The sequence below is a fragment of the Micromonospora chokoriensis genome (assembly GCF_000718555.1).
Classification (GTDB): Bacteria; Actinomycetota; Actinomycetes; order Mycobacteriales; family Micromonosporaceae; genus Micromonospora; species Micromonospora chokoriensis_B.
In genome coordinates this window covers 214,558-234,739 of record NZ_JOAN01000004.1, presented here as the reverse complement: position 1 = coordinate 234,739, position 20,182 = coordinate 214,558, and the positions used below count along the sequence as shown (strand labels likewise).

Annotated in this window: 23 protein-coding genes; 18 read left to right on the top strand and 5 right to left on the bottom strand. The window is 71.0% G+C overall.

All coding sequences use genetic code 11. The features are described from left to right. Window positions 1–30 precede the first annotated feature (30 nt). From IF46_RS0108545 to IF46_RS0108510, 8 genes are all read left to right on the top strand, one after another. Window positions 31–1,257 carry an LCP family protein gene (locus tag IF46_RS0108545; RefSeq protein ID WP_030487748.1) on the top strand — a complete coding sequence of 409 codons (1,227 nt, stop codon included), beginning with the start codon at window positions 31–33 and terminating at the stop codon, window positions 1,255–1,257. A 148-nt stretch (window positions 1,258–1,405) separates the two neighbouring features. Continuing rightward, a complete protein-coding gene (locus IF46_RS0108540; protein WP_030487747.1) occupies window positions 1,406–2,665 on the top strand; it encodes an LCP family protein in 1,260 nt (419 codons plus the stop codon). Window positions 2,666–2,885: 220 nt separating this feature from the next. Then, entirely contained in the window at window positions 2,886–3,803 is a 918-nt protein-coding gene (locus IF46_RS0108535; protein ID WP_030487746.1) for an LCP family protein, read from the top strand. Between the two features lie 58 nt (window positions 3,804–3,861). After that, the gene (locus tag IF46_RS0108530; protein WP_030487745.1) at window positions 3,862–4,197 is read left to right on the top strand and encodes a rhodanese-like domain-containing protein; all 336 of its coding nucleotides are present in this window, start codon (window positions 3,862–3,864) and stop codon (window positions 4,195–4,197) included. Window positions 4,198–4,207: 10 nt separating this feature from the next. Continuing rightward, complete coding sequence (locus IF46_RS0108525) at window positions 4,208–4,996, top strand: glycerophosphodiester phosphodiesterase (protein WP_030487744.1); 789 nt, start codon at window positions 4,208–4,210, stop codon at window positions 4,994–4,996. 55 nt (window positions 4,997–5,051) lie between these two features. Then, entirely contained in the window at window positions 5,052–6,506 is a 1,455-nt protein-coding gene (locus tag IF46_RS0108520) for a PAS domain-containing sensor histidine kinase (RefSeq protein ID WP_030487743.1), read from the top strand. A gap of 60 nt (window positions 6,507–6,566) precedes the next feature. Further along, window positions 6,567–6,983: an ATP-binding protein gene (locus IF46_RS0108515; RefSeq protein ID WP_084597825.1), complete on the top strand. Its 417-nt coding sequence runs from the start codon at window positions 6,567–6,569 to the stop codon at window positions 6,981–6,983. 59 nt (window positions 6,984–7,042) lie between these two features. Then, window positions 7,043–7,930: a DUF5926 family protein gene (locus tag IF46_RS0108510; protein WP_030487741.1), complete on the top strand. Its 888-nt coding sequence runs from the start codon at window positions 7,043–7,045 to the stop codon at window positions 7,928–7,930. 46 nt (window positions 7,931–7,976) lie between these two features. Here the strand turns inward: IF46_RS0108510 and IF46_RS0108505 are convergent, their stop codons facing one another. Beyond that, window positions 7,977–9,194 (bottom strand): arginine deiminase, encoded by a 1,218-nt coding sequence (locus IF46_RS0108505; protein ID WP_030487740.1) that lies wholly within the window; start codon window positions 9,192–9,194, stop codon window positions 7,977–7,979. A 163-nt stretch (window positions 9,195–9,357) separates the two neighbouring features. Here IF46_RS0108505 and IF46_RS0108500 point away from each other — a divergent pair, with 163 nt between their 5' ends. The 5 genes from IF46_RS0108500 to pheA all read left to right on the top strand — a co-directional run bounded on the left by IF46_RS0108500 (window position 9,358) and on the right by pheA (window position 12,866). Next, complete coding sequence (locus tag IF46_RS0108500) at window positions 9,358–10,095, top strand: hypothetical protein (protein ID WP_030487739.1); 738 nt, start codon at window positions 9,358–9,360, stop codon at window positions 10,093–10,095. A gap of 168 nt (window positions 10,096–10,263) precedes the next feature. Then, complete coding sequence (locus IF46_RS0108495) at window positions 10,264–10,722, top strand: hypothetical protein (protein WP_030487738.1); 459 nt, start codon at window positions 10,264–10,266, stop codon at window positions 10,720–10,722. Window positions 10,723–10,797: 75 nt separating this feature from the next. After that, entirely contained in the window at window positions 10,798–11,187 is a 390-nt protein-coding gene (locus IF46_RS0108490) for an ACT domain-containing protein (RefSeq protein WP_030487737.1), read from the top strand. 208 nt (window positions 11,188–11,395) lie between these two features. Continuing rightward, complete coding sequence (locus IF46_RS0108485) at window positions 11,396–11,899, top strand: hypothetical protein (protein ID WP_030487736.1); 504 nt, start codon at window positions 11,396–11,398, stop codon at window positions 11,897–11,899. Between the two features lie 10 nt (window positions 11,900–11,909). Beyond that, the gene (gene pheA / locus IF46_RS0108480; RefSeq protein ID WP_030487735.1) at window positions 11,910–12,866 is read left to right on the top strand and encodes a prephenate dehydratase; all 957 of its coding nucleotides are present in this window, start codon (window positions 11,910–11,912) and stop codon (window positions 12,864–12,866) included. A gap of 46 nt (window positions 12,867–12,912) precedes the next feature. Here the strand turns inward: pheA and IF46_RS0108475 are convergent, their stop codons facing one another. The 3 genes from IF46_RS0108475 to IF46_RS0108465 all read right to left on the bottom strand — a co-directional run bounded on the left by IF46_RS0108475 (window position 12,913) and on the right by IF46_RS0108465 (window position 14,663). Further along, window positions 12,913–13,635 (bottom strand): AIM24 family protein, encoded by a 723-nt coding sequence (locus tag IF46_RS0108475; protein WP_030487734.1) that lies wholly within the window; start codon window positions 13,633–13,635, stop codon window positions 12,913–12,915. Between the two features lie 100 nt (window positions 13,636–13,735). After that, window positions 13,736–14,083, bottom strand: coding sequence for a metallopeptidase family protein (locus IF46_RS0108470; protein WP_030487733.1), 348 nt, complete (start codon window positions 14,081–14,083; stop codon window positions 13,736–13,738). Between the two features lie 148 nt (window positions 14,084–14,231). After that, the gene (locus IF46_RS0108465; RefSeq protein ID WP_030487732.1) at window positions 14,232–14,663 is read right to left on the bottom strand and encodes an OsmC family protein; all 432 of its coding nucleotides are present in this window, start codon (window positions 14,661–14,663) and stop codon (window positions 14,232–14,234) included. A 127-nt stretch (window positions 14,664–14,790) separates the two neighbouring features. On the opposite strand from IF46_RS0108465, the gene IF46_RS0108460 reads away from it, so the two are divergent. The 3 genes from IF46_RS0108460 (at window position 14,791) to IF46_RS0108450 (ending at window position 17,415) form a co-directional block, all read left to right on the top strand. Next, window positions 14,791–15,522 carry a hypothetical protein gene (locus tag IF46_RS0108460; RefSeq protein WP_030487731.1) on the top strand — a complete coding sequence of 244 codons (732 nt, stop codon included), beginning with the start codon at window positions 14,791–14,793 and terminating at the stop codon, window positions 15,520–15,522. Between the two features lie 259 nt (window positions 15,523–15,781). Continuing rightward, entirely contained in the window at window positions 15,782–16,603 is an 822-nt protein-coding gene (locus IF46_RS0108455) for an HAD family hydrolase (protein ID WP_030487730.1), read from the top strand. Then, window positions 16,603–17,415, top strand: a complete 813-nt coding sequence (locus IF46_RS0108450) for a Cof-type HAD-IIB family hydrolase (protein WP_030487729.1) — start codon at window positions 16,603–16,605, stop codon at window positions 17,413–17,415. Before IF46_RS0108455 ends, IF46_RS0108450 begins: the two co-directional genes overlap by 1 nt. Window positions 17,416–17,417: 2 nt before the next feature. Here the strand turns inward: IF46_RS0108450 and IF46_RS0108445 are convergent, their stop codons facing one another. Next, window positions 17,418–18,020: a bacterial proteasome activator family protein gene (locus IF46_RS0108445; protein WP_030487728.1), complete on the bottom strand. Its 603-nt coding sequence runs from the start codon at window positions 18,018–18,020 to the stop codon at window positions 17,418–17,420. Window positions 18,021–18,104: 84 nt separating this feature from the next. On the opposite strand from IF46_RS0108445, the gene IF46_RS0108440 reads away from it, so the two are divergent. Next, on the top strand, window positions 18,105–18,902 hold the full coding sequence (locus IF46_RS0108440; RefSeq protein ID WP_030487727.1) for an alpha/beta hydrolase family protein: 798 nt from the start codon (window positions 18,105–18,107) through the stop codon (window positions 18,900–18,902). Window positions 18,903–18,982: 80 nt separating this feature from the next. Then, complete coding sequence (locus IF46_RS0108435; RefSeq protein ID WP_030487726.1) at window positions 18,983–20,170, top strand: ABC transporter substrate-binding protein; 1,188 nt, start codon at window positions 18,983–18,985, stop codon at window positions 20,168–20,170. The last annotated feature ends 12 nt before the right edge of the window (window positions 20,171–20,182 follow it).

The window sequence follows — 20,182 nt, the reverse complement described above, 5'->3', positions numbered from 1 at the left end:
CGGTGGCTCTCGCTACGTACCCTGAGTTACATGTCCGCGACTTCGTCTGCCGGCGTCCCGCATCCGTACCTGCATCGCAGCGCCGGGCGCGCGTCGGTGCCTGGCCCAGACCGGGGCGCCTCCGGGCGTGCCCGTCCGACCGAGGCACGCTTCTACCCGTCGCACGACGAGGAGCAGCCGCGGCCCGGCGGTCCGGCGGGCCCTCCGGGGTCTGGCGGCCCGGGTGGCGTCGGTGGGTCGGGGCGGCGTGGCCCGCGACCGCGCTGGGGTCGGATCGCCCTCGTGGCCGGGGTCGCGGTGCTGGTGTTGGCGCTGCTCGGCAGCGTCGGTGCCTGGCTGTACGCCCGCAACCTCAACGGTGACCTGGCTCGCACCGACCCGTTCGCGGAGATCACCGGTGGCCGGCCGGCCAAGACCGTCGATGGCGCGCTGAACATCCTGCTGGTCGGCAGCGACTCGCGAGACCCGGACGCGCCGGTCGACACGAAGAGCCAGTGGCGTGCCGACACGATCATCGTCATGCACATCCCGGCCGACCATCAGGAGGCCTACCTGGTCTCCATCCCGCGCGACCTCTACGTGCCGATCCCGGAGAGCGCCGGCGCAGACTGCGGCTCCGGCCAACGCGCGAAGATCAACGCGGCGTTCGCGTTCGGCGGGCTGCCGCTGGCGGTACGCACCGTGGAGTGCTTCACCGACGTTCGGATCGACCACGTGATGGCGATCGACTTCGGTGGTTTCAAGGAGGTCACCGACGCCCTCGGCGGGGTGGACCTGAAGGTGGAGCGCACCGTCACGTCGATCCACAAGCCGTACCGGACGTTCACCAAGGGCACCAACCACATGGACGGCGCCGAGGCGCTGGACTGGATCCGGCAGCGCAAGCAGTTCCCGGACGGGGACTTCGCCCGGATGCGGCACCAGCAGGAGTTCCTTCGGGCACTGATGGATAAGGCGGCCAGCACCGGCACGCTGGCGAACCCGAAGAAGCTCAACGACTTCCTCCAGTCGGTGACCGCGGCCGTAACCGTCGACCAGGCTTTCTCGGTTACAGACATGGCGCTGCAGTTCCGTAATCTGCGCGGCCAGAACCTCACCTTTGTGACCAGCCCGAACTCGGGCAGCGACACGATCAATGGCGAGTCGGTGGTGGTATCGGACCGGGAGAAGGCGCTCGCGATGTACCGGGCCATGTCCGCGGACACCATGGCCGACTGGGTCAAGGCCAACCCGCCGAAGAGCAACGACGGGGGGTAACCGCGTGCCCACCGATTGAGCAATCGAATAGCGACGATAGGCCGAATCGCGGAAAATGCCGTCCGGATGGACCGGTGATGAACTCGCCAAGTCGAATCGATGTACGTACAGTGGTGCCGCCCCCTCCTGATCACGAGCTGGAGCACGCATGCCGGTTCAGGCCAGTCGTCGCCCTTCTTCCCCCGGGTCAACCGCGTCCAGCGGTCGAGTCGCCGGGGCCATACCGGCACAGGCACGCCCCTCGGGTGGCGGGCCAGGCTCCCGCCCGCCCGGCGGCGGTGGCGGCGGCGGCGCGGGTGGTGGCGGGTCGAAGAAGCGGGCCAAGCGTAAGGACCCGCTCTGGGCTCGGCTGACCGTGGTCTTCGGTGCCGTGCTGATGCTGAGCAGCGGGGTGGCCATCGTCGGCAGCAAGCTGCTGATCGGGCAGGCGACCGGCGGCATCGCCAAGGGCAACCTGCTGGGTGAGGCCGGCAAGTCCGACGCCGAGGGCGGCGCGAGCCTGGAGGGCCCGATCGACATGCTGCTGCTCGGCGTGGACGCCCGGGAGCGCTGGGCCGCCGACGACGTCCGCTCGGACAGCATCATCATCCTGCACATTCCGGCCACGCATGACCAGGCGTACCTGATCTCGATCCCCCGGGACACCGAGGCGCGGATCCCGGCCTTCCCGAAGAACGGCTACGCCGGTGGCACCGACAAGATCAATGCCGCGTTCCAGGCCGGTGCCGCCAACGGTGGCGGCTGGGAGGGTGGCGCCCAGCTGATGGCCAAGACGATCAAGCAGCTCACCGGGATCAGCTTCGACGGCGCGGCGATCATCAACTTCGGTGGCTTCAAGAACGTCATCGACACCCTGGGCACGGTGCGGATCTGCGTGAGCCAGGAGGTCCAGTCGCTGCACATGTCGTACGTCGACGGCAAGCCGATGTGGAACGCGGACGCCAAGAAGACCGGCAAGTCCCGGACCCCGGTGGTGCACAAGAAGGGCTGCCAGCAGATGGAGGGTTGGGCCGCGCTCGACTACTCCCGGCAGCGCAAGACCCTGAAGAACGGCGACTACGACCGGCAGGCCAACCAGCAGCAGCTGATCAAGGCGATGGCCAAGAAGGCCACCGACGGCGGGATGTTGACCAGCCCGACCAAGATGAACCAGCTGATCAAGGCGGCGGGTAAGGCGTTCGTGCTGGACACCGGCGGCGTGAAGATCGAGAACTTCATCTTCACCATGCGCGGGGTGACCGCAAACGAGCTGACCATGCTGAGGACCAACGGCGGCACCTTCCACGCCAACGGCAACAACACCGAGGGCTTGAGCGAAGAGACGATGGCGATGTTCCAGGCCGTCAAGCAGGACAAGCTCGCCGAGTTCGTCTTCACCCACCCTGAGGTGATCTCCACCCGCAAGTGAGGCCGGGAGTCGCGGAAAGCCAGCGACGACACCGCCACCGCCCGTAGCCTGACGTGAGCAGGTTTCACGTATCGGCTGCGGGGAGGCGGTCACGTCCAGGTGGGGACGGAACGCGCAGGGCCGGGCCGCAGCGGCCCCGCCCGCCCGGCCACGTCGCGCCCGTGGGCCGCGGATCCTGCTCGGCATCGGCCTGACCCTCGTCCTGCTGGCCGGGCTCGCCATGGCCGGGCTCAAGATACTCAGCCACCGGTACGACCGTACGGTGACCAAGGAGCAACTGCTCGACCCCGACGCCCGAACCGCCCGCACCGACCTGGACGGGCCGCTCAACTATCTCTTGGTCGGCTCCGACCGGCGCCCCGGCGACAGCGGGCCGGACCAACGCTCGGACACCATCCTCATCGTGCACGTCCCCGCCGGGCAGCGGGAGGCGTACCTGGTCTCCATCCCGCGTGACCTGCTGGTCGCCATCCCACCCGCAAACGGCTTCGGCGGCGGTCAAGACAAGATCAATGCCGCGTACGAGCACGGCGGCGGCGGGCAGGCGGGCGCCCAACTGCTCTCCGCCACCCTGAACCGACTCACCGGAATCCGGTTCGACGGTGCCGCGCTGATCGACTTCTCCGGCTTCCGCAAGGTCATCGACCTGCTCGGCGGGGTGGAGATGTGCGTGGACACCGAGGTCCGCTCGATCCACACCAAACGCGTCTTTCCCACCGGCTGCCAGCAGATGGACGGAGCGCAGGCGCTGGACTACGTACGCCAGCGCTACGACCTGCCCGGCGGCGACTACGACCGGCAGCACCACCAGCAGCAGTTGCTCCGGGCGATGCTGGACAGCGCCGGCAAGGCGGACCTGCGAACCAACCCCGTCAAACTGGACCAGGTGCTCCGGGCGGTCGGCGGCTCGTTGACCGTCGACACCAACGGCGTACCCCTGGAGGACCTGCTCCTCGCGCTGCGCGCGCTGCCGCCCGACGGGATGCGCGGCGTCCAGGTGCCCTCCTCGCCGCAGACCATCGACGAGGTCTCGTACGTGGTGCTGGACAACGGGGGCAACGGGCTCTTCGAGGCGCTTCGCGGCACACGGGTGCCCGCCTGGGCGCAGGCCAACCCCCGCTGGGTGACCCGGTTGTGACAGTGCCGACGGCCCGGTCGGTGCCGAACCGGGCCACGAGGATCTAGTGTTGCTTCCTGTGTTCGGACCCCAGGTTCCCACCGTGCCCGTGACCGAGATCGCCGACGAGACCTACCTGCTGGACGTGCGGGAGGACGACGAGTGGGCGGCCGGCCACGCGCCCACCGCCCATCACCTGCCGATGATGGAGCTGCCGGCCCGCCTGGCCGAGGTGCCCACCGACCGGGAGGTGGCGGTCGTCTGCCGTTCCGGCGGTCGCTCCGCCCAGGTCGTCGCCTACCTGATCAACAACGGTTGGGAGCAGGTGCGCAACGCCGACGGCGGGATGCGTCAGTGGGCTGCGGTCGGCCGACCGGTGGTCGACGCGAACGGGCAGCCCGGCCAGGTCATCTGAGGCCGGCGAAATGGGCGGGCCTCTGGTCTTCGCGCACCGCGGCGCCTCGTTCGACCTACCCGAGCACACCCTCGCCGCGTACCTGCGCGCTCTCGACGAGGGCGCCGACGGCCTGGAGTGCGACGTCCGGCTGACCCGGGACGGGCACCTGGTCTGCGTGCACGACCGACGACTCGACCGGACCAGCAACGGCCGCGGTCTGGTCAGCGCGCGTACGCTCGCCGAGTTGGATGCCCTGGACTTCGGCTCGTGGCACCCGGGCAGCGCGTCGAACGGCGACCTGCCGCCGGATGAGTCGCACACCCGGTTGCTGACCCTGGCCCGGCTGTTGGACGCGGTGCTCGCCGCCGGCCGGCCGGTCCGGCTGCTGATCGAGACGAAGCACCCCTCCCGCTACGGCTCGAACGTGGAACGGCGACTGGTCGGCCTGCTGCGCCGATACGGGCTGGCCGATCCCGCCCCGGACGACCCGGTGCAGGTCACCGTCATGTCGTTCTCGCCGCTGGCCGTCCGGCGGGTGCGCGAGCTGGCCCCGACGCTGCCCACCGTGCTGTTGCTGGAGGTGTTGCCGCGCTGGCTGCGGTTGGGTCGGCTGCCGTTCGGCACCCGGATCGCCGGGCCGGGCATCGGCCTGGTCCGGGCCCGCCCGCAGCTGCTGCCCGCACTGCGCGCGGCCGGCAACCAGGTGTACGTCTGGACGGTCAACGAGCCGATCGACCTGGAGCTGGTGCTGGCCGCCGGGGTGGACGGGATCATCACCGATCGGCCGGCGTACGCCCTCGCCCGGCTGGAGCGCTGACCGCATCGACCGGCCAGGGGTGCCCAAAACGGGGTCGGCGGGGCAGACTCGGCACATGCCGGAGCGTATCGATTTCCCCGCTCTCATCGCCGGCCACACCGTCGTGATCGAGATGATCAACTCTGGCGACGCGGGTCTGCCGGTCCTCACCCAGCTGCTCCGGGTGGCTCAACCGGCACTCGGCGCGACCGGAATGGCGTTCGTCGAGTTCGGTCCGACCGGTGGTCGCGTGATCGCCGCGACCGGTGCGGCGGAGTGGGCCCTCGGTCGACCACTGGCGATCGATGACCCGGACACCGTCTGCCTGCTCTCCGGGCCCCGGGTGCGCCCGGTGCGGGTGGGCGACCTCAGCGGCAAGCTCGCCGGCGAGCTGGCCGGCAGCGGCCTGCGCCGGATGGCGGTCTCCCGGGCCGAGATCGGCGGCCACACCGTCGGCAGCCTGCACGCGCTCTATCCGGGGGATGACGAGCCGGATGCCGAACAGCAGGGGGTGATCGCCTACCTGGCGTCCTGCGTCGGGCACATGTACGGCGACCAGGGTGGCCTACCGGTGCACGGCGACGGCCCGGTGGTGGCGGCCCTCGCCGACGGGCTGGCCGTCGTCGACCGCGACGGGCACGTCCGGCTCTGGAACCCAGCCGCAGCCCAGGTCACCGGCCGGACGGTCGAGCAGGCGCTGAGTCGCCCGTTGCCGTTCCCACTGCCGCCCTCCGGGCAGGTCCGGGACCACCGGATGCCGGACGGCCGCTGGCTGCGGATCACCTCCGGCGAGCTGCCCGGTCCGGGCACGTTGCGGGTGGTCACCTTCCGCGACATCACCGACCAGCAGCGTCGCGACCACGACCGAGAGCTGTTCGTCGCGGTGACCAGCCACGAGCTGCGCACCCCGGTCACCGTCATCAAGGGGTACGCGGACACCCTCACCGACCACTGGGAGTCGCTGACCGACGTGGACCGACGACAGGCGGCCCGGGTGATCGGGCAACGCGCCAACGAGTTGGCCCGGTTGGTCGACCGTCTCCTCAGCTCCGCGGCCGAGGTGGGGCCGGGCGACGACCCGCCCACCCCGTTCGACCTCGGGGAGGCGCTGCGCTCCGCCGTCGTGGACCTGCCGTCGGAGTTGCGCCGCCGGCTGGCGCTCCGCCTCCCCAGCGATCTGCCCAAGGCGCTCGGCCACCGGCCCAGCCTGTCCACCGTGCTCACCGAGTTGACGACCAACGCCGGTAAGTACTCGGCACCGGATTCGCCGATCGAGATCACTGCCTCAGGCGACGGTCAACTGGTGGCGTTCCGGGTCAGTGACCGGGGGATCGGCATCCGACCCGAGCACGTGGAACGGGCCTTCGACCGGTTCTGGCAGGGCGAGTCCGGCGACCGTCGCGGCTACCCGGGAGCCGGGCTCGGCCTCTATCTCGTCCGCCGGATCGTTGAACAGCAGAATGGATGGGTATCCCTACGTCCGAGGACCGGCGGCGGTACGGTCGCAGAGGTGCGGCTACCACGCGGTTGACCGAGGTGGCGCGACGTGGAGGCGACGGTGGCAGCGGCAGCGAGAGATCGAGCCTGGTGCGTGGTGGTTCCCCACCACCCGGGCGGGGCACGGCTGGCCCGGCACCGCCTCGCCGCCGAACTGGCGGACGTCGTACCCCCGACGCTCCTCGCGGATCTGATCGCCGTGCTGGCGGAGCTGGTGGGCAACGCGGTGCGGCACGCCAGACCTCTGCCCGGCGGTGTGATCCGGGTTGCCTGGCGGCTGCGGCCCGCGGTCGAGGGCTCGCTGATCCAGCTGTGCGTCACCGACGGCGGCGCGAGCACCGGGCCACGTCTCCGGGCGGCCAGCCCGGACGCGGCGGACGGACGCGGGCTGCACATCGTGGTCGGCCTGGCCACCCGCTGGGGCGTCGAGCAGGACGGCATGGGCCAGCGGGTCTGGGCAGAGTTCGACCCGGTGCCGGCACCTCGACCCGACCTGGTGGCGGCCGGCTGAGTGCGCATCGGGCGGGTCCCGGCCACGGCGGGCCGGTCGAAGCTCTAGGCTGTGACGCCGTGAGTAAGCGTCGAAAGAGCCAGCGCACCACCGCCGACACCACCCCCCGCCGCGACAAGGTGCGGGACGTCTTCGTGCCGCGTCCGTTCGATGGGTTGGTCGACGAGTCCGAGTGGATCGCGCTGCGCGAGCTGGTGCCCGCCGCCTCCGCGCCGCTGCGGCTGGCGCCCGCCCTGGTCGAGGAGTTCGGTGACCGGGCGGCGACGCTCGCCACGGTGCTGCCGATGGCCGCCCCGGCGATCTCCAAGCCGGACGGCCGCGTGCTCATCGGTCTCCAGCGCCACCAGCAGTCCGGCGACGTCTCCCGGGATCTGGCCGACGCGCTGCTCTGCGCGCTGCGCACCGAGCCGGGTGGCCAGGTGGCCGTGCCGCCACTGCCCGGCCCCGGCCCCCGGCTGCAGGACGTCCTCGTGGACGGTCCACTGGACATCAGCATGCACGACGGTTTCGACTTCTGGCTCGACCCCGGGGCTGCCGACGATCCGACCGTCCAGGCGTCCCTGGAGCGGGCGAACGCGGCCATCTACCCAACGGTGCGGCTGACCGCGGCCAAGGCCGCGTACTGGTGTCAGGTCCCCGAGAAGGCCCACGTGCGGTGGGTGCTGCCGGACGACGAGGACGCCGCCCTGGACGCGCTGGCCCGGCTTGGCGCGGCCGGCACGCTGACGCTCGGCGAGCAGACCAAGTTCGCCGGCATGTTCCGCGCGCACGGTCGACTGGTGCCGGTCTGGGATCTGCCGGAGCAGACCCCGGCTGCCGAGTGGGAGGAGCCGGTGGCGCATTTCGCCAAGCGGTACGCCGAGGCGCTCACCGTCACCGACCCGCTCGACGCCGCCGGCCGCCGGTCCCGCCAGGGGCTGCTCGGTCGCCAGCTCACCCTGCGCTGAGCCGGAGCCGTCCCGCTGAACCGTAGAGCCCGCTATCCGTCGCCGCTCAGCCGGTGACGGATAGCGGCTCGCGGGTGATCGGGCAGGACATGCAGCGCGGCCCGCCCCGGCCGGAGCCCAGCTCAGAGCCGGCGATCGGGATCACCTCGATGCCGGCCCGCTCAAGTTGGGCGTTGGTCTCGGTGTTGCGCTCGTAGCCGACACAGAGCCGGGGGGCCAGCGCGAGGGTGTTGTTGCCGTCATCCCACTGCTCACGTTCCGCGGTGACCGGATCCAGCCCGGTGTCGATGACCCGGAGCAGGTCGAGGTCCATCGCGTCGGCGGCGGCCCGCAGGAACGGCGCCGGGCCGTCCACCCGCGGGTCCGCACCGTCCGCGCCGGCGATCACCGTGTACGCGGACAGCGTGCTCGCGATGTTGGGATACATGAGTACGGCGTCCACGTCGACCATCGTGCACACGGTGTCGAGGTGCATGGTGGCGCGTTTCTGGGCGATCGGCACCACCAGGATGGTGTGGGCCAGGCCGGCGGCGAAGACCTGCCGGCCGAGGCGTTCGGCGCCAGCCGGTGTCGTCCGCTCACCCACCCCGACGGCCAGCACCCCGGGTGCGAGCAGCAGCACGTCCCCGCCCTCCAGGTGCTCAAGGCTGGGGCGGTAGACGAACTCGGTGCCGGCGAACCGGGGGTGGTGGCGGTAGATGGCGTCGGTCAGGGTGGTCTCGCGGCGGCGGGCCGGCATGGCCAGGCTGGTGACACCGACCCGATCGCCGATCCACAGCGACGAGTCGCGGGTGAACAGCAGGTTGGGCAACGGATCGATGACGAAGTCGTGTCGGTCCATCAGCGTGTAGACCAGCCCACCCGGTCGCTCCGAGCTGATCCGCAGCTCCTCGTGGGCCAGCCCGGCGGTGAGCACGTCGGCCAGGGCGGCCGGGTCCAGGTAGGAGAGGTGGTCGGCGACGCGGGCGCGCAGCGTGTCGCCGAGCCGTCGGGAACGCAGCACCTGCTCGGTGAGTTCGGCACGGGCGTCCGCGACGGCAAGCGTCTCGGCCAGCAGGGTGGCCAGGTAGAGCACCTCGACGCCGCGCTCGCGCAGGGCGGCGGCGAACGCGTCGTGCTCCTCCTGGGCACGCCCCACCCAGGGGATCGCGTCGAACAGGAGCGAGTCGTTGTTGCGCGGGGTGAGCCGGGCCAGTTCGGGGCCGGGCCGGTGCAGCAGTACGGTGCCGAGCCGGCCGACTTCGCTGTCGACGTAGTGGGTCACTCCCGCAGCGTAGGGCAGGGTTTCGCGGCATCCGAGAAAAGAACTGTGGATGAATATGGCATTCATCCTGAGTCATTCCGGCGCTCCGGCTTGCCGAACACGGGTAGTAGCAACGTAGGGTAGTGAGGACATAACTTCGAGGGACCTTTTGCCGGAGGTCGCGATGACTGTCTTTCCCGCACGACGAGCCGTACCGTCCGCTCGGGCACTGCCGCCCGTCGCGGTGCCACACCCCCGCGTCGAGTCGCCGGGGGTGCTCGAGCCAGTCCGTCCAACACCGCTCGAATGGGCCCGCCGACGTCGGGCCGAGCGAGGTGCACGCCGCCTGGAGGCGGCTGGGGCACGAGCGCTGGGCCAACTCGACCACCTCGGGCCTGCCTGGCATGTGATCGAGTGGCCGCGCACCGACGTGACAGACGTCCTCGACCGCGGTCAGGACGATCGAGCCGGGTTCCTCGCCATCGGGCCGAGTGGCCTCTTTGCCGTGACCATCGCCGACCACGGCCGAGCCAGAGTGCTCGTCGCCGGGGACGTGGTGCAGATCAACGGCAAGCGACCCCCGTACGTGGCTGAGTCCCGTCGGGACGCCAGGCGGGCCAGCAAGGCCCTCTCCGACGCGGTGGGGCTGACTGTTCCGGTCACGCCGGTGTTGACCTTCGTCGGCTCAGGCGTGATCAGCGTCTACGGCCTCCCGAAGGACTGCCTGATGGCCACCCACCGGGAACTGGACCGGCTGCTCGTGGCCGGTGGCAGCCGGATCAGCCCCGCCACCGCCGAGAAGCTTTCCCGGGTCGCACAACACCCCGGCACCTGGCTGAACGGCACGTACCGTCCAACCGCCGACTACCGGTGGTACGACGAGGGCCGAACGGCCGCTGACAAGCAGGCCCACCACCGGTAACGTCATCGGCGACGCCACGCGGCTCCGGTCCCCCCGTTACCTCGCCGGTCTCCGCGCCGTCACCGGTCGCCTCGGTTCACGCTGCGCGGCTCGGTGACCCGGTGCGCTCGGTGATTCCGTCGGCGACCCGCTAGCGTGGACAGTCGATCGGTGCACATAGGAGGCGCGGTGGCCCACGTCGAACTTTCGCTCTCGGAGGCGTTCGTGCCGGCGGCGCGGGCATCGACAGAGCCGGAGTGCGACAACGTCGGCCAATGGTCCTCGACCGTCTCCCGGGCCGATGAGCCGTGTCTGCTGATCGACGCACACACCCGGGTGGTGGCGATCTCCACGGCCGGCTGCGAGCTGCTCTGTCTGGGCGAGCCAGCCGGGCTGATCGGGCGACCGCTGCTCGACGGCGGGCTACGCCTGCTCGACTTCACGGCCAACCGGTGCGAGCTGGCCGAAGCCGAGATCGACAAGATCCCGCCGCTGTTGGCGCTCTCCTCCGGCCGCCTCGCCCGTGGGCTACTGCGGGTGCAGGCCGCCTCGGCGAACAGCTCCGACGCGACCGTCGACGCGATCTCCACCCCGGTGCTCACCGAGGGCACTGTCGCCGGCTCCCTCACCTTTTTCTCCGAGGTCTGACCTGCGGCGGAGGTTGTCCTCCGCCGCACGCGTCGTTGTGCGGATGGGCCCACACGAAGGCCGTAGGGTGCCCTCATGCTCGATATCGCTCTGCTGCCGGGGGAATACGCTGTGTGCCGGTTGGCCGTCGGCGCCACCCTGCCGTACGCGTTGTCGAGCGGGCTTCGTGGCGCGGACGTGGTGACGGTGAGCTGGACCTCCGACGGGATCTCCGTAATCTGCCCGACCGACCGGGCGCCGGCGCAGGCCGTTCTGGAGACGACGTGGCGCTGTCTGCGGGTCACCGTCCCGGTGGCGCTGGCCGGCGCCGGGGGCCTCGCCGCGCTGGTCGACCCGCTCGCCGAGGCGCGGGTCAGCGCCGTCACGTTCTCCACGTTCGACACCGACTACCTGCTGGTGCCGACCGTCCGGCTGACCGAGGGCACGGCCGCGCTCCAGCGCGCCGGGCACCGCGTCACCGGCTGACCTTCACCCGATCGGCCGCTCGCCCTACGATGGGCTCGGCCACCCCCGGCCGCGAAAAATTCTCCGATGTCCCGAGGATCGGCCCGTGCCGTTCACCCCGCCCCGCCCCACGTCCCCCTCACCGCGGGCGACGATTCACACCTCACCGGCGACTCCTGGCCGAGCAGCCGATCGCGCTCCTGGGCGGGCTACCGCCCGGGTCCTGGCGATGGCGCTCGCCGCGCTCGCCGTCGCGGCGCTCGCCGGCTGTGGAGCCCCACCCGGGCTGGGAGAGCCGACCAGCGTGCCCACCCACACCGCGGCCCCGACGGCATCCGGCCCGAGCACCACACCCGCCACCTCGCCGGTCACCGCACCGCCTCTCGGTACGGTCACGCCCACCCCGGATGCCGGGCTGGTCGCGGCGGCCTGCCGAAACGGGCCTACCGGGCAGCGGGTGGTGCAACTGCTGCGCGGCCAGGCCGGAGTTCTGCCGGCGAACGTCCGGGTCAAGGTCCGCACCGGGCCGCTCTGTGCCGCTGACTGGCAGTTCACTGTGCTGGAGGTGACCGGGCACGAGGAGCTCCAGGTCGTCACCCGGGGCAAGTCCAGCGCCCCGGTGCTGGTCACCGCCGGCACCGACGTCTGCACCATCGAGATACGCGCCACCGCCCCGGCGGGGATCCGCACCCTTGCCTGCGACGCCGGTCCGGCCAACGGGCCGGGTGCGTAGGCTGGTCGGCATGCCGGGAACACCGCCGACACGTTTCGTCTACCTCGGGCCGGAGGGCACCTTCGCCGAGCAGGCCCTGCGCTCCATCCCCGCCGCCGAGCGCGGCACGCGTACGCCCGCTCGCAGCGTCGGGGAGGCGCTGGACAGCGTCCGGGCCGGCGACGCCGACGCCGCGCTGGTGCCACTGGAAAACTCGATCGGCGGCGCGGTGGGCGTCACGCTGGACGAGATGGCCGAGGGCGAGCCGTTGGTGATCACCCGGGAGGTGATCCTGCCGGTGGAGTTCGTGCTCGCCGCGCGGTCCGGCACCTCACCGACCTCGATCGGCACCGTGGCGGCCCATCCGCAGGCGTCCACTCAGTGCCGGGACTGGCTGCGTAACCACCTGCCCGATGCCGTGGTGGTGGACGTGCTCTCCAACGGCGCGGCCGCCGCCGGTGCCGGCACGGGCGAGTACGACGCGGCGATCTGCGCGCCGATCGGAGCCGCCCGGCACCGCCTCACCACCCTCGCCGACAAGATCGCCGACCACCCGGACGCGGTGACCCGGTTCGTGCTGGTGTCCCGCCCCGGGCCACCACCACCGCCGACCGGTGACGACCTCACCTCGCTCGCGGTCTACATCGCCCACGACCGGGTCGGCGCGCTGCTGTCCGTGCTGATGGAGCTGGCCGTCCGTGGGGTCAACCTGACCCGGATCGAGTCCCGTCCGACCGGCGAGGCGCTCGGCCGCTACGTCTTCTTCCTGGACTGCACCGGCCACGTGGCCGACGTACGCCTGGGCGAGGCGTTGCAGGGGCTCCGCCGGGTCTGCGCCGACGTCCGCTTCCTGGGCTCCTATCCCCGACACCGGTGGGCGGAGGCGGCGGGCGAACGCCCGGTGCCCGCGCCGACGGGCCTCTCCGACGTCGACTACGCCGACGCGGCGGCCTGGCTGACCCGGCTGCGCACCGGTGAGTTGACCTGACCGTGCGGGGCGCCCCAGCAGACCCGGAGCGCCCGCGCCACTCTGGTCAGCTCAACAGACCGCCGAGCAGACCGCCCTCCTGCTGCTGCTGGCCGCTGCCCATGACCGGCGGCTCCTCGGACGGCTGCACCACCACGAAGCCCTGCCCGGCGAAGCTCATGGTGAACGACTCACCGGTGCGGCGGCCGAGCAGCGTGCCGAGGCCGAGCTGCTCGGCACGGTGGTAGCCGGTCTGGAGGTTGGCCGACCAGCAGACCGCGGCCTGCGGGTCGACGTACGTCGGGGCGTCCACGTTCAGCACGACCGGGGTGCCCTTGGTGGTGATGGCGATCCGCCCGTAGCCGCTGAACACACAGTTGAACAGGCCAGACGAGGAGGCCATCCCGGCGCCGCCGACCATCCTGATGTCGTACTGGAGGGTGGAGTCGAAGGCGAGCACGCTGGAGCCGTTGATGGAGAGGGCGTCGCCCGGCTCCAGGTCGATGATGTGCACGTCCTTGGCCAGCTCGGCGAGGAAGACGTCACCCTGGCCGGAGACCTTCATCAGCGGGACGCCCTCGCCGGTGAGCTTCTGCTTGAGGAACTTGCCGAGCCCGCCCGAGCCCAGCGCCTGGAACTGCACATTGCCCTGGTAGGCGACCATCGACCCGACCCGGGCCATCGCCTCGCCGTTGAGCTCGATCTTCAACATCTTGGAGTTCTGCAACCGCATGCCGGGCTGCGCGGACTCCTTCTCCAGATTCTCCGCGGAGAACAGCTCGCTGCGCATGAAAGGGCCTCCTGAATAGGGTCGCGTTCGCTGCACCGACGGTAGGCGACCTCGGCAACCGCGCACGGTCGGCCACGCGGCGCGGGCCAGCGACGGGGCTTCAGCCCCAGCCGAGCGCGTGCAGCCGCGCGTCGTCGATGCCGAAGTGGTGGGCGATCTCGTGCACCACGGTCACCGCCACCTCGTCGATGACGTCCTCGTCGTTGTCGCAGATCCGCAGGATCGGATGGCGGTAGATGAAGATCCGGTCGGGCAGCACGCCGGAGTAGTCCCAGCCGCGCTCGGTGAGCGCGTGCCCCTCGTAGAGGCCGAGCAGGTCGACCTCGCCCGGCGGCGGGTCGTCCTCGACCAGGATCACCACGTTGTTCATCAGGCCGAGCAGTTCTTCGGGCACCTCGTCGAGGGCTTCGCCGACCAACTCCTCGAAGCGCTCACGGCTCATCTCCACCGGCACCTCGCCCATTGTGCCCGACGCGGAGGCCCGCGGCCCGGTCCCGCTGGACGACCGTGGCCGGGATCCGCACATGCACGGAAGAAGCGACCACCCGAGACCGGGCGGTGGCTCCCTCCGTGGACGTGCGGTGTGGGTCGACTCGTCAGGCGGCCAGGCGGGCGCTGAGGGTGATCTCGGCACCCGGCGAGAGCAGCCGGGAGATCGGGCAGTTGGCCTTGGCGGCCTCGGCGAGCTTCTGGAACTCGGCGTCGTCGATCCCCGGGACCTGGCCGACGGTCTCCAGATCGATCCGGGTCACGGTCATGCCGGCGTCGGTCTTGTCCAGGTGGACCTTGGCGGTGGTCTCGACCGAGGTGGCCGTCGAGCCAGCGTCGGCAAGCGCCTTCGAGAACGCCATCGAGAAGCAGCCGGCGTGCGCAGCGGCGATCAGCTCCTCGGGGTTGGTGCCCTCACCCTCCTCGAAGCGCGACTTGAAGGAGTAGTTGCCGGACAGGCCGCCCTTACCGGTGCGGATGGTGCCCGCGCCCTCGGTGAGATTGCCCTGCCATTGTGCTGAAGCGGTACGGATAGGCATGAGGCAAACGCTAGCGGAAAGGCGACCGCCGAGCGACAGACCGGCACGCTCACCCTGCGATCCCCGTCACCACCAGCCGGCTGTGCCATGATGCGACCCAGATCCGTGACCGGCGGAAGGATGGCCGATGTCCGAGGAGCTTCCAATCCCACGGCAGGGCGACCGGTCCGAGGCCCCGGCCGTGATCGAGTGGGGAGCCGTCGACACGGCCCCTCGGCGCCGGTTCGGTTGGTCCCTGGCCGGCTTCGCGCAAGACCCTCGGCTGCCCCTGATACTCGCCGGTCTGGGCGCGGTGGCCGCGGTCGCCTCGCTGGTCGGTGAGTGGCTCGTGATGAGCTTGCCGAACGACGGGCCCGACGGAAACTCCACGATCGAGGTGCCCGCCGGGGTGTCCGAGGTCGGTGGTTTCGGGGTCGGCTACCTGGTCGGGCTTCTCGCCCTCGTCTGCACCGTGGCGCTGGCGCTGCGCGGCACGGCGGCGGTGCGACCGAACGCCCGGCTGGCCGGTCTCACCCTGGCCGGTGCCCTGCTGGCGCTGCTGGTCGCCGCCACGGCCACCCTCAACGACCCTGGGCAGCGAAACTTCTTCTACTCGCCCCAGGACGGCTTCCAGGCCGAGTACGGCCGTGGTCTGGTGATGGCGTTCGCCGCCTGTGTGCTGTTCGCGGCCGCCCTGCGGTTGTCGCCGCCCGGCGCGCTTGGTGGCCCACCAGAAGACGACCGCCCGGCTGATGCGCCAGCGACGCACCCGTGGCGCCGCCGCCGAAACCCCGACCCGATCGACGACGGCCTACCCGCCCCAGCCGACCTGACAGTCACCCCAGCCACCCCCTTCGCCAACCCCAACCCCAAGCACTAACCCCCACCCCACTCCGAAAACCGCGCCGATCTTGCAGTTTCTGTCCCGCCATAAAGGGCATAGCACGCATCACGGCAATCGAAAGTGCAAGATCGCGCGGGGGGAAGGGGACACCTACCCGGTGGCCAGGGTTGGTGCCCGATTCGCCTGGAAGCCATGGATGCGACCCGTTCCGCGAGGTACGGTTGCTGCCCGCCGTCACTCCGGGACTCGGTTTCCTGACCCTGGCGGTGCGACGGCGGCGGGCGAAGGAGGAACGATGACCCGCCCGGGACTGCCCAAGTTGATCGCGACCGACCTCGACGGGACGCTGGTCCGCAGCGATGACACCGTCTCCGCGTACACCCATGGGGTGCTCGACCGGGTGCGCGCCGCCGGCATTCCGGTGGTCGGCGCGACCGGACGCGGCCCTCGGTTGACCGAGTTGACCCGCAACGACATCCGAGCCGCCGACTTCCTGGTAATGGCCGGTGGCGGCTGGGTGGTCGACCAGAGCGACCCGATCGGCCCGGTATTGCTCCGCGACGAGCGGCTGCCCGCCGAGGTGCTGGCCCGGCTGCTCGCCGATCTGGAGGCGGAGGTCGGCCCGCTGACCGTGATGGTCGAGGCGTCCGACGAGCACGACGCCCCGCTCTGGGGCGACTACCACGAGAGCTGGCCCTACCAGGACCGCTTCGAGGCGCGCACCCGCGACGAGTGCCTCGCCTGCGACGTGATCAAGGCCTTTGCCAGGACCGCCGACCACCACGTGGACGAGCTGCTGGCGGTGGCCCGGCGGATCGTCGGGCCGCAGGTCGCCACGCTCACCCAGGCCGGGCTCGGCTTCATCGAGATCTGCCCGCCCGGCGTGGACAAGGCGACCGGGCTGACCGTGGTCGCGCAGACCCTCGGGGTCGACCCGGCCGACGTGCTGGTCTTCGGCGACATGCCCAACGACCTGCCGATGTTCGAGTGGGCCGGCTGGTCGCGGGTGGCCGTGGCCAACGCGCACCCCGCTCTGCGCGCCGTCGCCGACGAGGTGACCTTGCGAAACGACGACGACGGGGTCGCGGTATATCTGGACCGGCTACTGTCCCGGTGATGGGAGACACGCCCCACCTCATCGCCACCGACATCGACGGCACGCTGATCCGCGACGACCACACCGTCAGCCCACGCACGGCCGACCTGCTCGCGCGGATCAGCGCGCGAGGCACGCCGGTCGTCTTGGTCACCGGCCGTCCGGTCCGCTGGCTCAAGATGGTGTACGACCAGCTCGCGCAGCCACTGCCGGCGGTCTGCGCCAACGGCGCCGTGGTCTACGACCCGTTCTCCGACGAGGTGGTACGAGCCGACCCGCTCGCACCGCACCACCTGGCCGAGGTGGCCCGGAGGCTGCGGGCCGAGGTGCCCGGGATCAGCTTCGCCGTGGAGATCCTGGACAGTCGGGAGATGCGGCACGAGGCGCACTACCCGCTGCGCTGGGACGCCGACGCCAACGGCATCAGGCCGATCGAGACGCCGGAGGAGTTGCTCTCACTGCCGGCGGTGAAGCTCCTCGCCCGAGCCGGCGAGCAGGACCCGGACGCCTTCGCCGCGCTGATCGCCACGGCGGTCGCCGGGGTGGCCGAGGCCACGCACTCGTCGTCCTCCGGGCTGGTGGAGATCTCGGCGGCGGGGGTGACCAAGGCCGCTGGGCTGGCCTGGTACTGCGACCAGCTCGGGGTGGCCGCGGCGGACGTGCTGGCCTTCGGCGACATGCCCAACGACGTGCCGATGCTGACCTGGGCCGGGCGTGGCGTGGCGGTGGCCAACGCGCACCGCGCCGTCCTGGCGGTCGCCGATGACGTGACGACGGCGAACACCGAGGACGGCGTGGCGGCGTACCTGGAGAAGATCTTCGGGGTGGACTGAGGTCAGAGGTACTGACCGGTGTTGTGCCCCTCGCCGCCGCCCGGCTGGCCGATGCCCGGCATCCCGGGGACGACGCCGCCGGGGCCGCTGGGCAGCGCCTGCCGGCCGCCGCGCATCTGCTCCAACTGCACCCGGGCAGCCATCTGCTGGGCCACCAGAGCCGCCTGGATGCCGTGGAACAGGCCCTCCAGCCAGCCGACGAGCTGCGCGTGCGCGATGCGCAACTCGCCCTCGCTGGGGGCCTTGTCCTCGGCGAAGGGCAGCGAGAGGCGCTCCAACTCGTCACGCAGCTCGGGGGCGAGGCCCTCCTTGAGCTCGACGATCGACCGCTCGTGGATCTCCCGCATCCGGTTGCGGCTAGCGTCGTCGAGAGGTGCGGCCTTCACCTCCTCCAGCAACTGCTTGATCATGCTGCCGATCCGCATCACCTTGGCCGGCTGTTCGACCAGGCGAGTCGGGTCCTCGCCCTGGCCCTCGTCGGTCTGCATCGTGCCGATCGGCCGGCCGTCCGGGCCGACCACCACAACGGTGCCGGGGTGGCCGGAGTCGTCGGGGCCAGGCTCGTCGTTCTGTCCAGCGGAGCGCGCTTCGGTCATGGGGTCCATCTTTACCCAGCGGACGCAAGCCATGCTGGCCGGGACCGACTCCCGGGGCCGAACCACCCGGGTGGGGCGCGCTACCGTCGCGCCATGCCTGTCGACCCACGCGCCGTGTTGACCCGGCCCGCTCCCGAGGCCGACCGGTCGGTGGCGTACGGCGACGACCCGAATCAGGTGGCCGATCTGCGCCTCCCGGCGGGCACCGGCCCGGCCCGGCCGCTGGTCGTCGTGCTGCACGGCGGTTTCTGGCGGGCCGAGTACGACCGGCGGCACACCGGCCCGCTGGCCGCAGCCCTCGCCGCTGGCGGCTACCCGGTGGCGCAGCTGGAATACCGCCGGACCGGGCAGCCGGGGGGCGGCTGGCCGGGCACCCTTACCGACGTGCTGACCGGGGTGGCCGAGCTGCCGGCGCTGGCCGCCGAGGCGCTGCCCGGCCGGGTGACCCTGGCCGCGCCGATCCTGGTCGGGCACTCCGCCGGCGGCCACCTGGCGCTGTTCGTGGCGGCCACCGCCCCGTCGACGGTGAGCGGGGTGCTCGCCCTGGCCCCGGTGGCCGATCTGGGCGAGGCGTACCGACGCGATCTGGACTCGGGCGCGGTCGCCGCGCTGCTCGGCGGCGGTCCGGCGGAGGTCCCGGACCGCTTTGCGGTCGCGGATCCACGAATGTTGGTACCGATACGAACACGTACGGTAGTCGTACACGGCTCGGACGATCAGCAGGTCCCGGCGGAGATGAGCCGGGATTTCGTCGTGGAAACTCGGGCCGCAGGTTCCGATATCTCCCTTGTTGAACTGCCTGGATGCGAGCATTTCGGGCTGATCGACCCGGAGTCGGCTGCCTGGCCTCAGGTCCTTGCTGTGTTGCGGTCCCTGCACAACGATCACTAGCCATTGACGCAGCGTCGCGGACCAGGTAGAACGCCGGAGGGGCGGTGTTCAGCCCTGCAACGCTCCTTGGAAGGAACTCGGTGTCGCAGATGAATCGCAGGCGAGCGCTCCAACTGTTGGCCGCGCTCGGTACCACCGGGTTCGTCGCCGGATGTGGCTCCGACAACGACGCCGAGCCCACCGTCAACCGGGGCCCGGTCAAGATCGGCTTGATCACGCCGCAGGCCGGCGGTCTCAAGAGCATCGGCGACGACATCACCAACGGCTTCCAGCTCTTCCTCGACCTGCACGACCAGCGCCTCGGCGGCCACCCGGTGGACCTGCTGACCGCCGACGAGGGTGACACCGCGAAGACCGGTAAGGCCGCCGTCGAGGGCCTGCTCAAGCAGGGCGTGCTGGCGCTCACCGGCGTGGTCAACTCGGCGGTGATGGTCGGCATCCGGGACACCGTGGAGCAGGCCCGGGTTCCGCTGATCGGCTCCAATGCCTCACCGAGCAGCCTGCAGAGCGTCTTCTACATCTGGCGGACCTCGTACGTGCTCGACGAGGCTGGCCGGGCGCTGGGCCGCTACCTGCGCGACCAACTGCCGCCGAACGGCCGCGTCGCGATCGTCATGCCGGAGAACGTCGCCAGCCCGGACGTCGTCCGCGGCTTCCGGCAGGAGTTCGGCGTGGCCGACCCGCGGATCAGCGACCCGGTGACCTACACCAGCCCCACCCCCACCCCGGGCAAGACGACGTACTCCTCGGACATCACCAAGGCGCTGGCCAAGGAGCCCACTGCGGTCTTCTGCTTCTACACCGGGTCGGCCGCCGTGGAGTTCATCAAGCAGCTACGCGAGAAGTTCTCCGGGCCGATCTACGCGCCCGGGTTCCTCACCGAGGGCACGGTGCTGGACAACCTGAAGGACAACGCGCTGGGCATCCAGACCGCGCTTAACTACTCGGCCGACCTGAACAACACCTCGAACCGGGTCTTCGCCTCGGCGTACCGCAAGAAGCACCAGGTCACGCCCACCACGTACGCGATGGCGTCGTACGACGCGGCGCAGGTGCTCGACCAGGCCATCCAGCTGACCGGTGGGAAGCCCACGCCGCAGCAGGTGAACCTGGCGCTGGGCAAGATCGGCCAGATCGACAGCCCGCGCGGCATCTGGCAGTTCAACCAGCCGCGTACGCCGCAGCAGAAGTGGTACCTGCGCGAGGTGCAGCGCGACGGTCAGGTCATGTCGAACGTGCTGATCAACGAGCTGGCCACGCTGGGCTGAGCGTCCTTCCGC

Coding starts and splice junctions, on each gene's coding strand:
- IF46_RS0108545 (WP_030487748.1), top strand. CDS start 31: ATGTCCGCGACTTCGTCTGCCGGCGTCCCGCATCCGTACCTGCATCGC.
- IF46_RS0108540 (WP_030487747.1), top strand. CDS start 1,406: ATGCCGGTTCAGGCCAGTCGTCGCCCTTCTTCCCCCGGGTCAACCGCG.
- IF46_RS0108535 (WP_030487746.1), top strand. CDS start 2,886: ATGGCCGGGCTCAAGATACTCAGCCACCGGTACGACCGTACGGTGACC.
- IF46_RS0108525 (WP_030487744.1), top strand. CDS start 4,208: ATGGGCGGGCCTCTGGTCTTCGCGCACCGCGGCGCCTCGTTCGACCTA.
- IF46_RS0108520 (WP_030487743.1), top strand. CDS start 5,052: ATGCCGGAGCGTATCGATTTCCCCGCTCTCATCGCCGGCCACACCGTC.
- IF46_RS0108500 (WP_030487739.1), top strand. CDS start 9,358: ATGACTGTCTTTCCCGCACGACGAGCCGTACCGTCCGCTCGGGCACTG.
- IF46_RS0108490 (WP_030487737.1), top strand. CDS start 10,798: ATGCTCGATATCGCTCTGCTGCCGGGGGAATACGCTGTGTGCCGGTTG.
- IF46_RS0108485 (WP_030487736.1), top strand. CDS start 11,396: ATGGCGCTCGCCGCGCTCGCCGTCGCGGCGCTCGCCGGCTGTGGAGCC.
- pheA (WP_030487735.1), top strand. CDS start 11,910: ATGCCGGGAACACCGCCGACACGTTTCGTCTACCTCGGGCCGGAGGGC.
- IF46_RS0108475 (WP_030487734.1), bottom strand. CDS start 13,635: ATGCGCAGCGAGCTGTTCTCCGCGGAGAATCTGGAGAAGGAGTCCGCG.
- IF46_RS0108465 (WP_030487732.1), bottom strand. CDS start 14,663: ATGCCTATCCGTACCGCTTCAGCACAATGGCAGGGCAATCTCACCGAG.
- IF46_RS0108460 (WP_030487731.1), top strand. CDS start 14,791: ATGTCCGAGGAGCTTCCAATCCCACGGCAGGGCGACCGGTCCGAGGCC.
- IF46_RS0108455 (WP_030487730.1), top strand. CDS start 15,782: ATGACCCGCCCGGGACTGCCCAAGTTGATCGCGACCGACCTCGACGGG.
- IF46_RS0108450 (WP_030487729.1), top strand. CDS start 16,603: ATGGGAGACACGCCCCACCTCATCGCCACCGACATCGACGGCACGCTG.
- IF46_RS0108445 (WP_030487728.1), bottom strand. CDS start 18,020: ATGGACCCCATGACCGAAGCGCGCTCCGCTGGACAGAACGACGAGCCT.
- IF46_RS0108440 (WP_030487727.1), top strand. CDS start 18,105: ATGCCTGTCGACCCACGCGCCGTGTTGACCCGGCCCGCTCCCGAGGCC.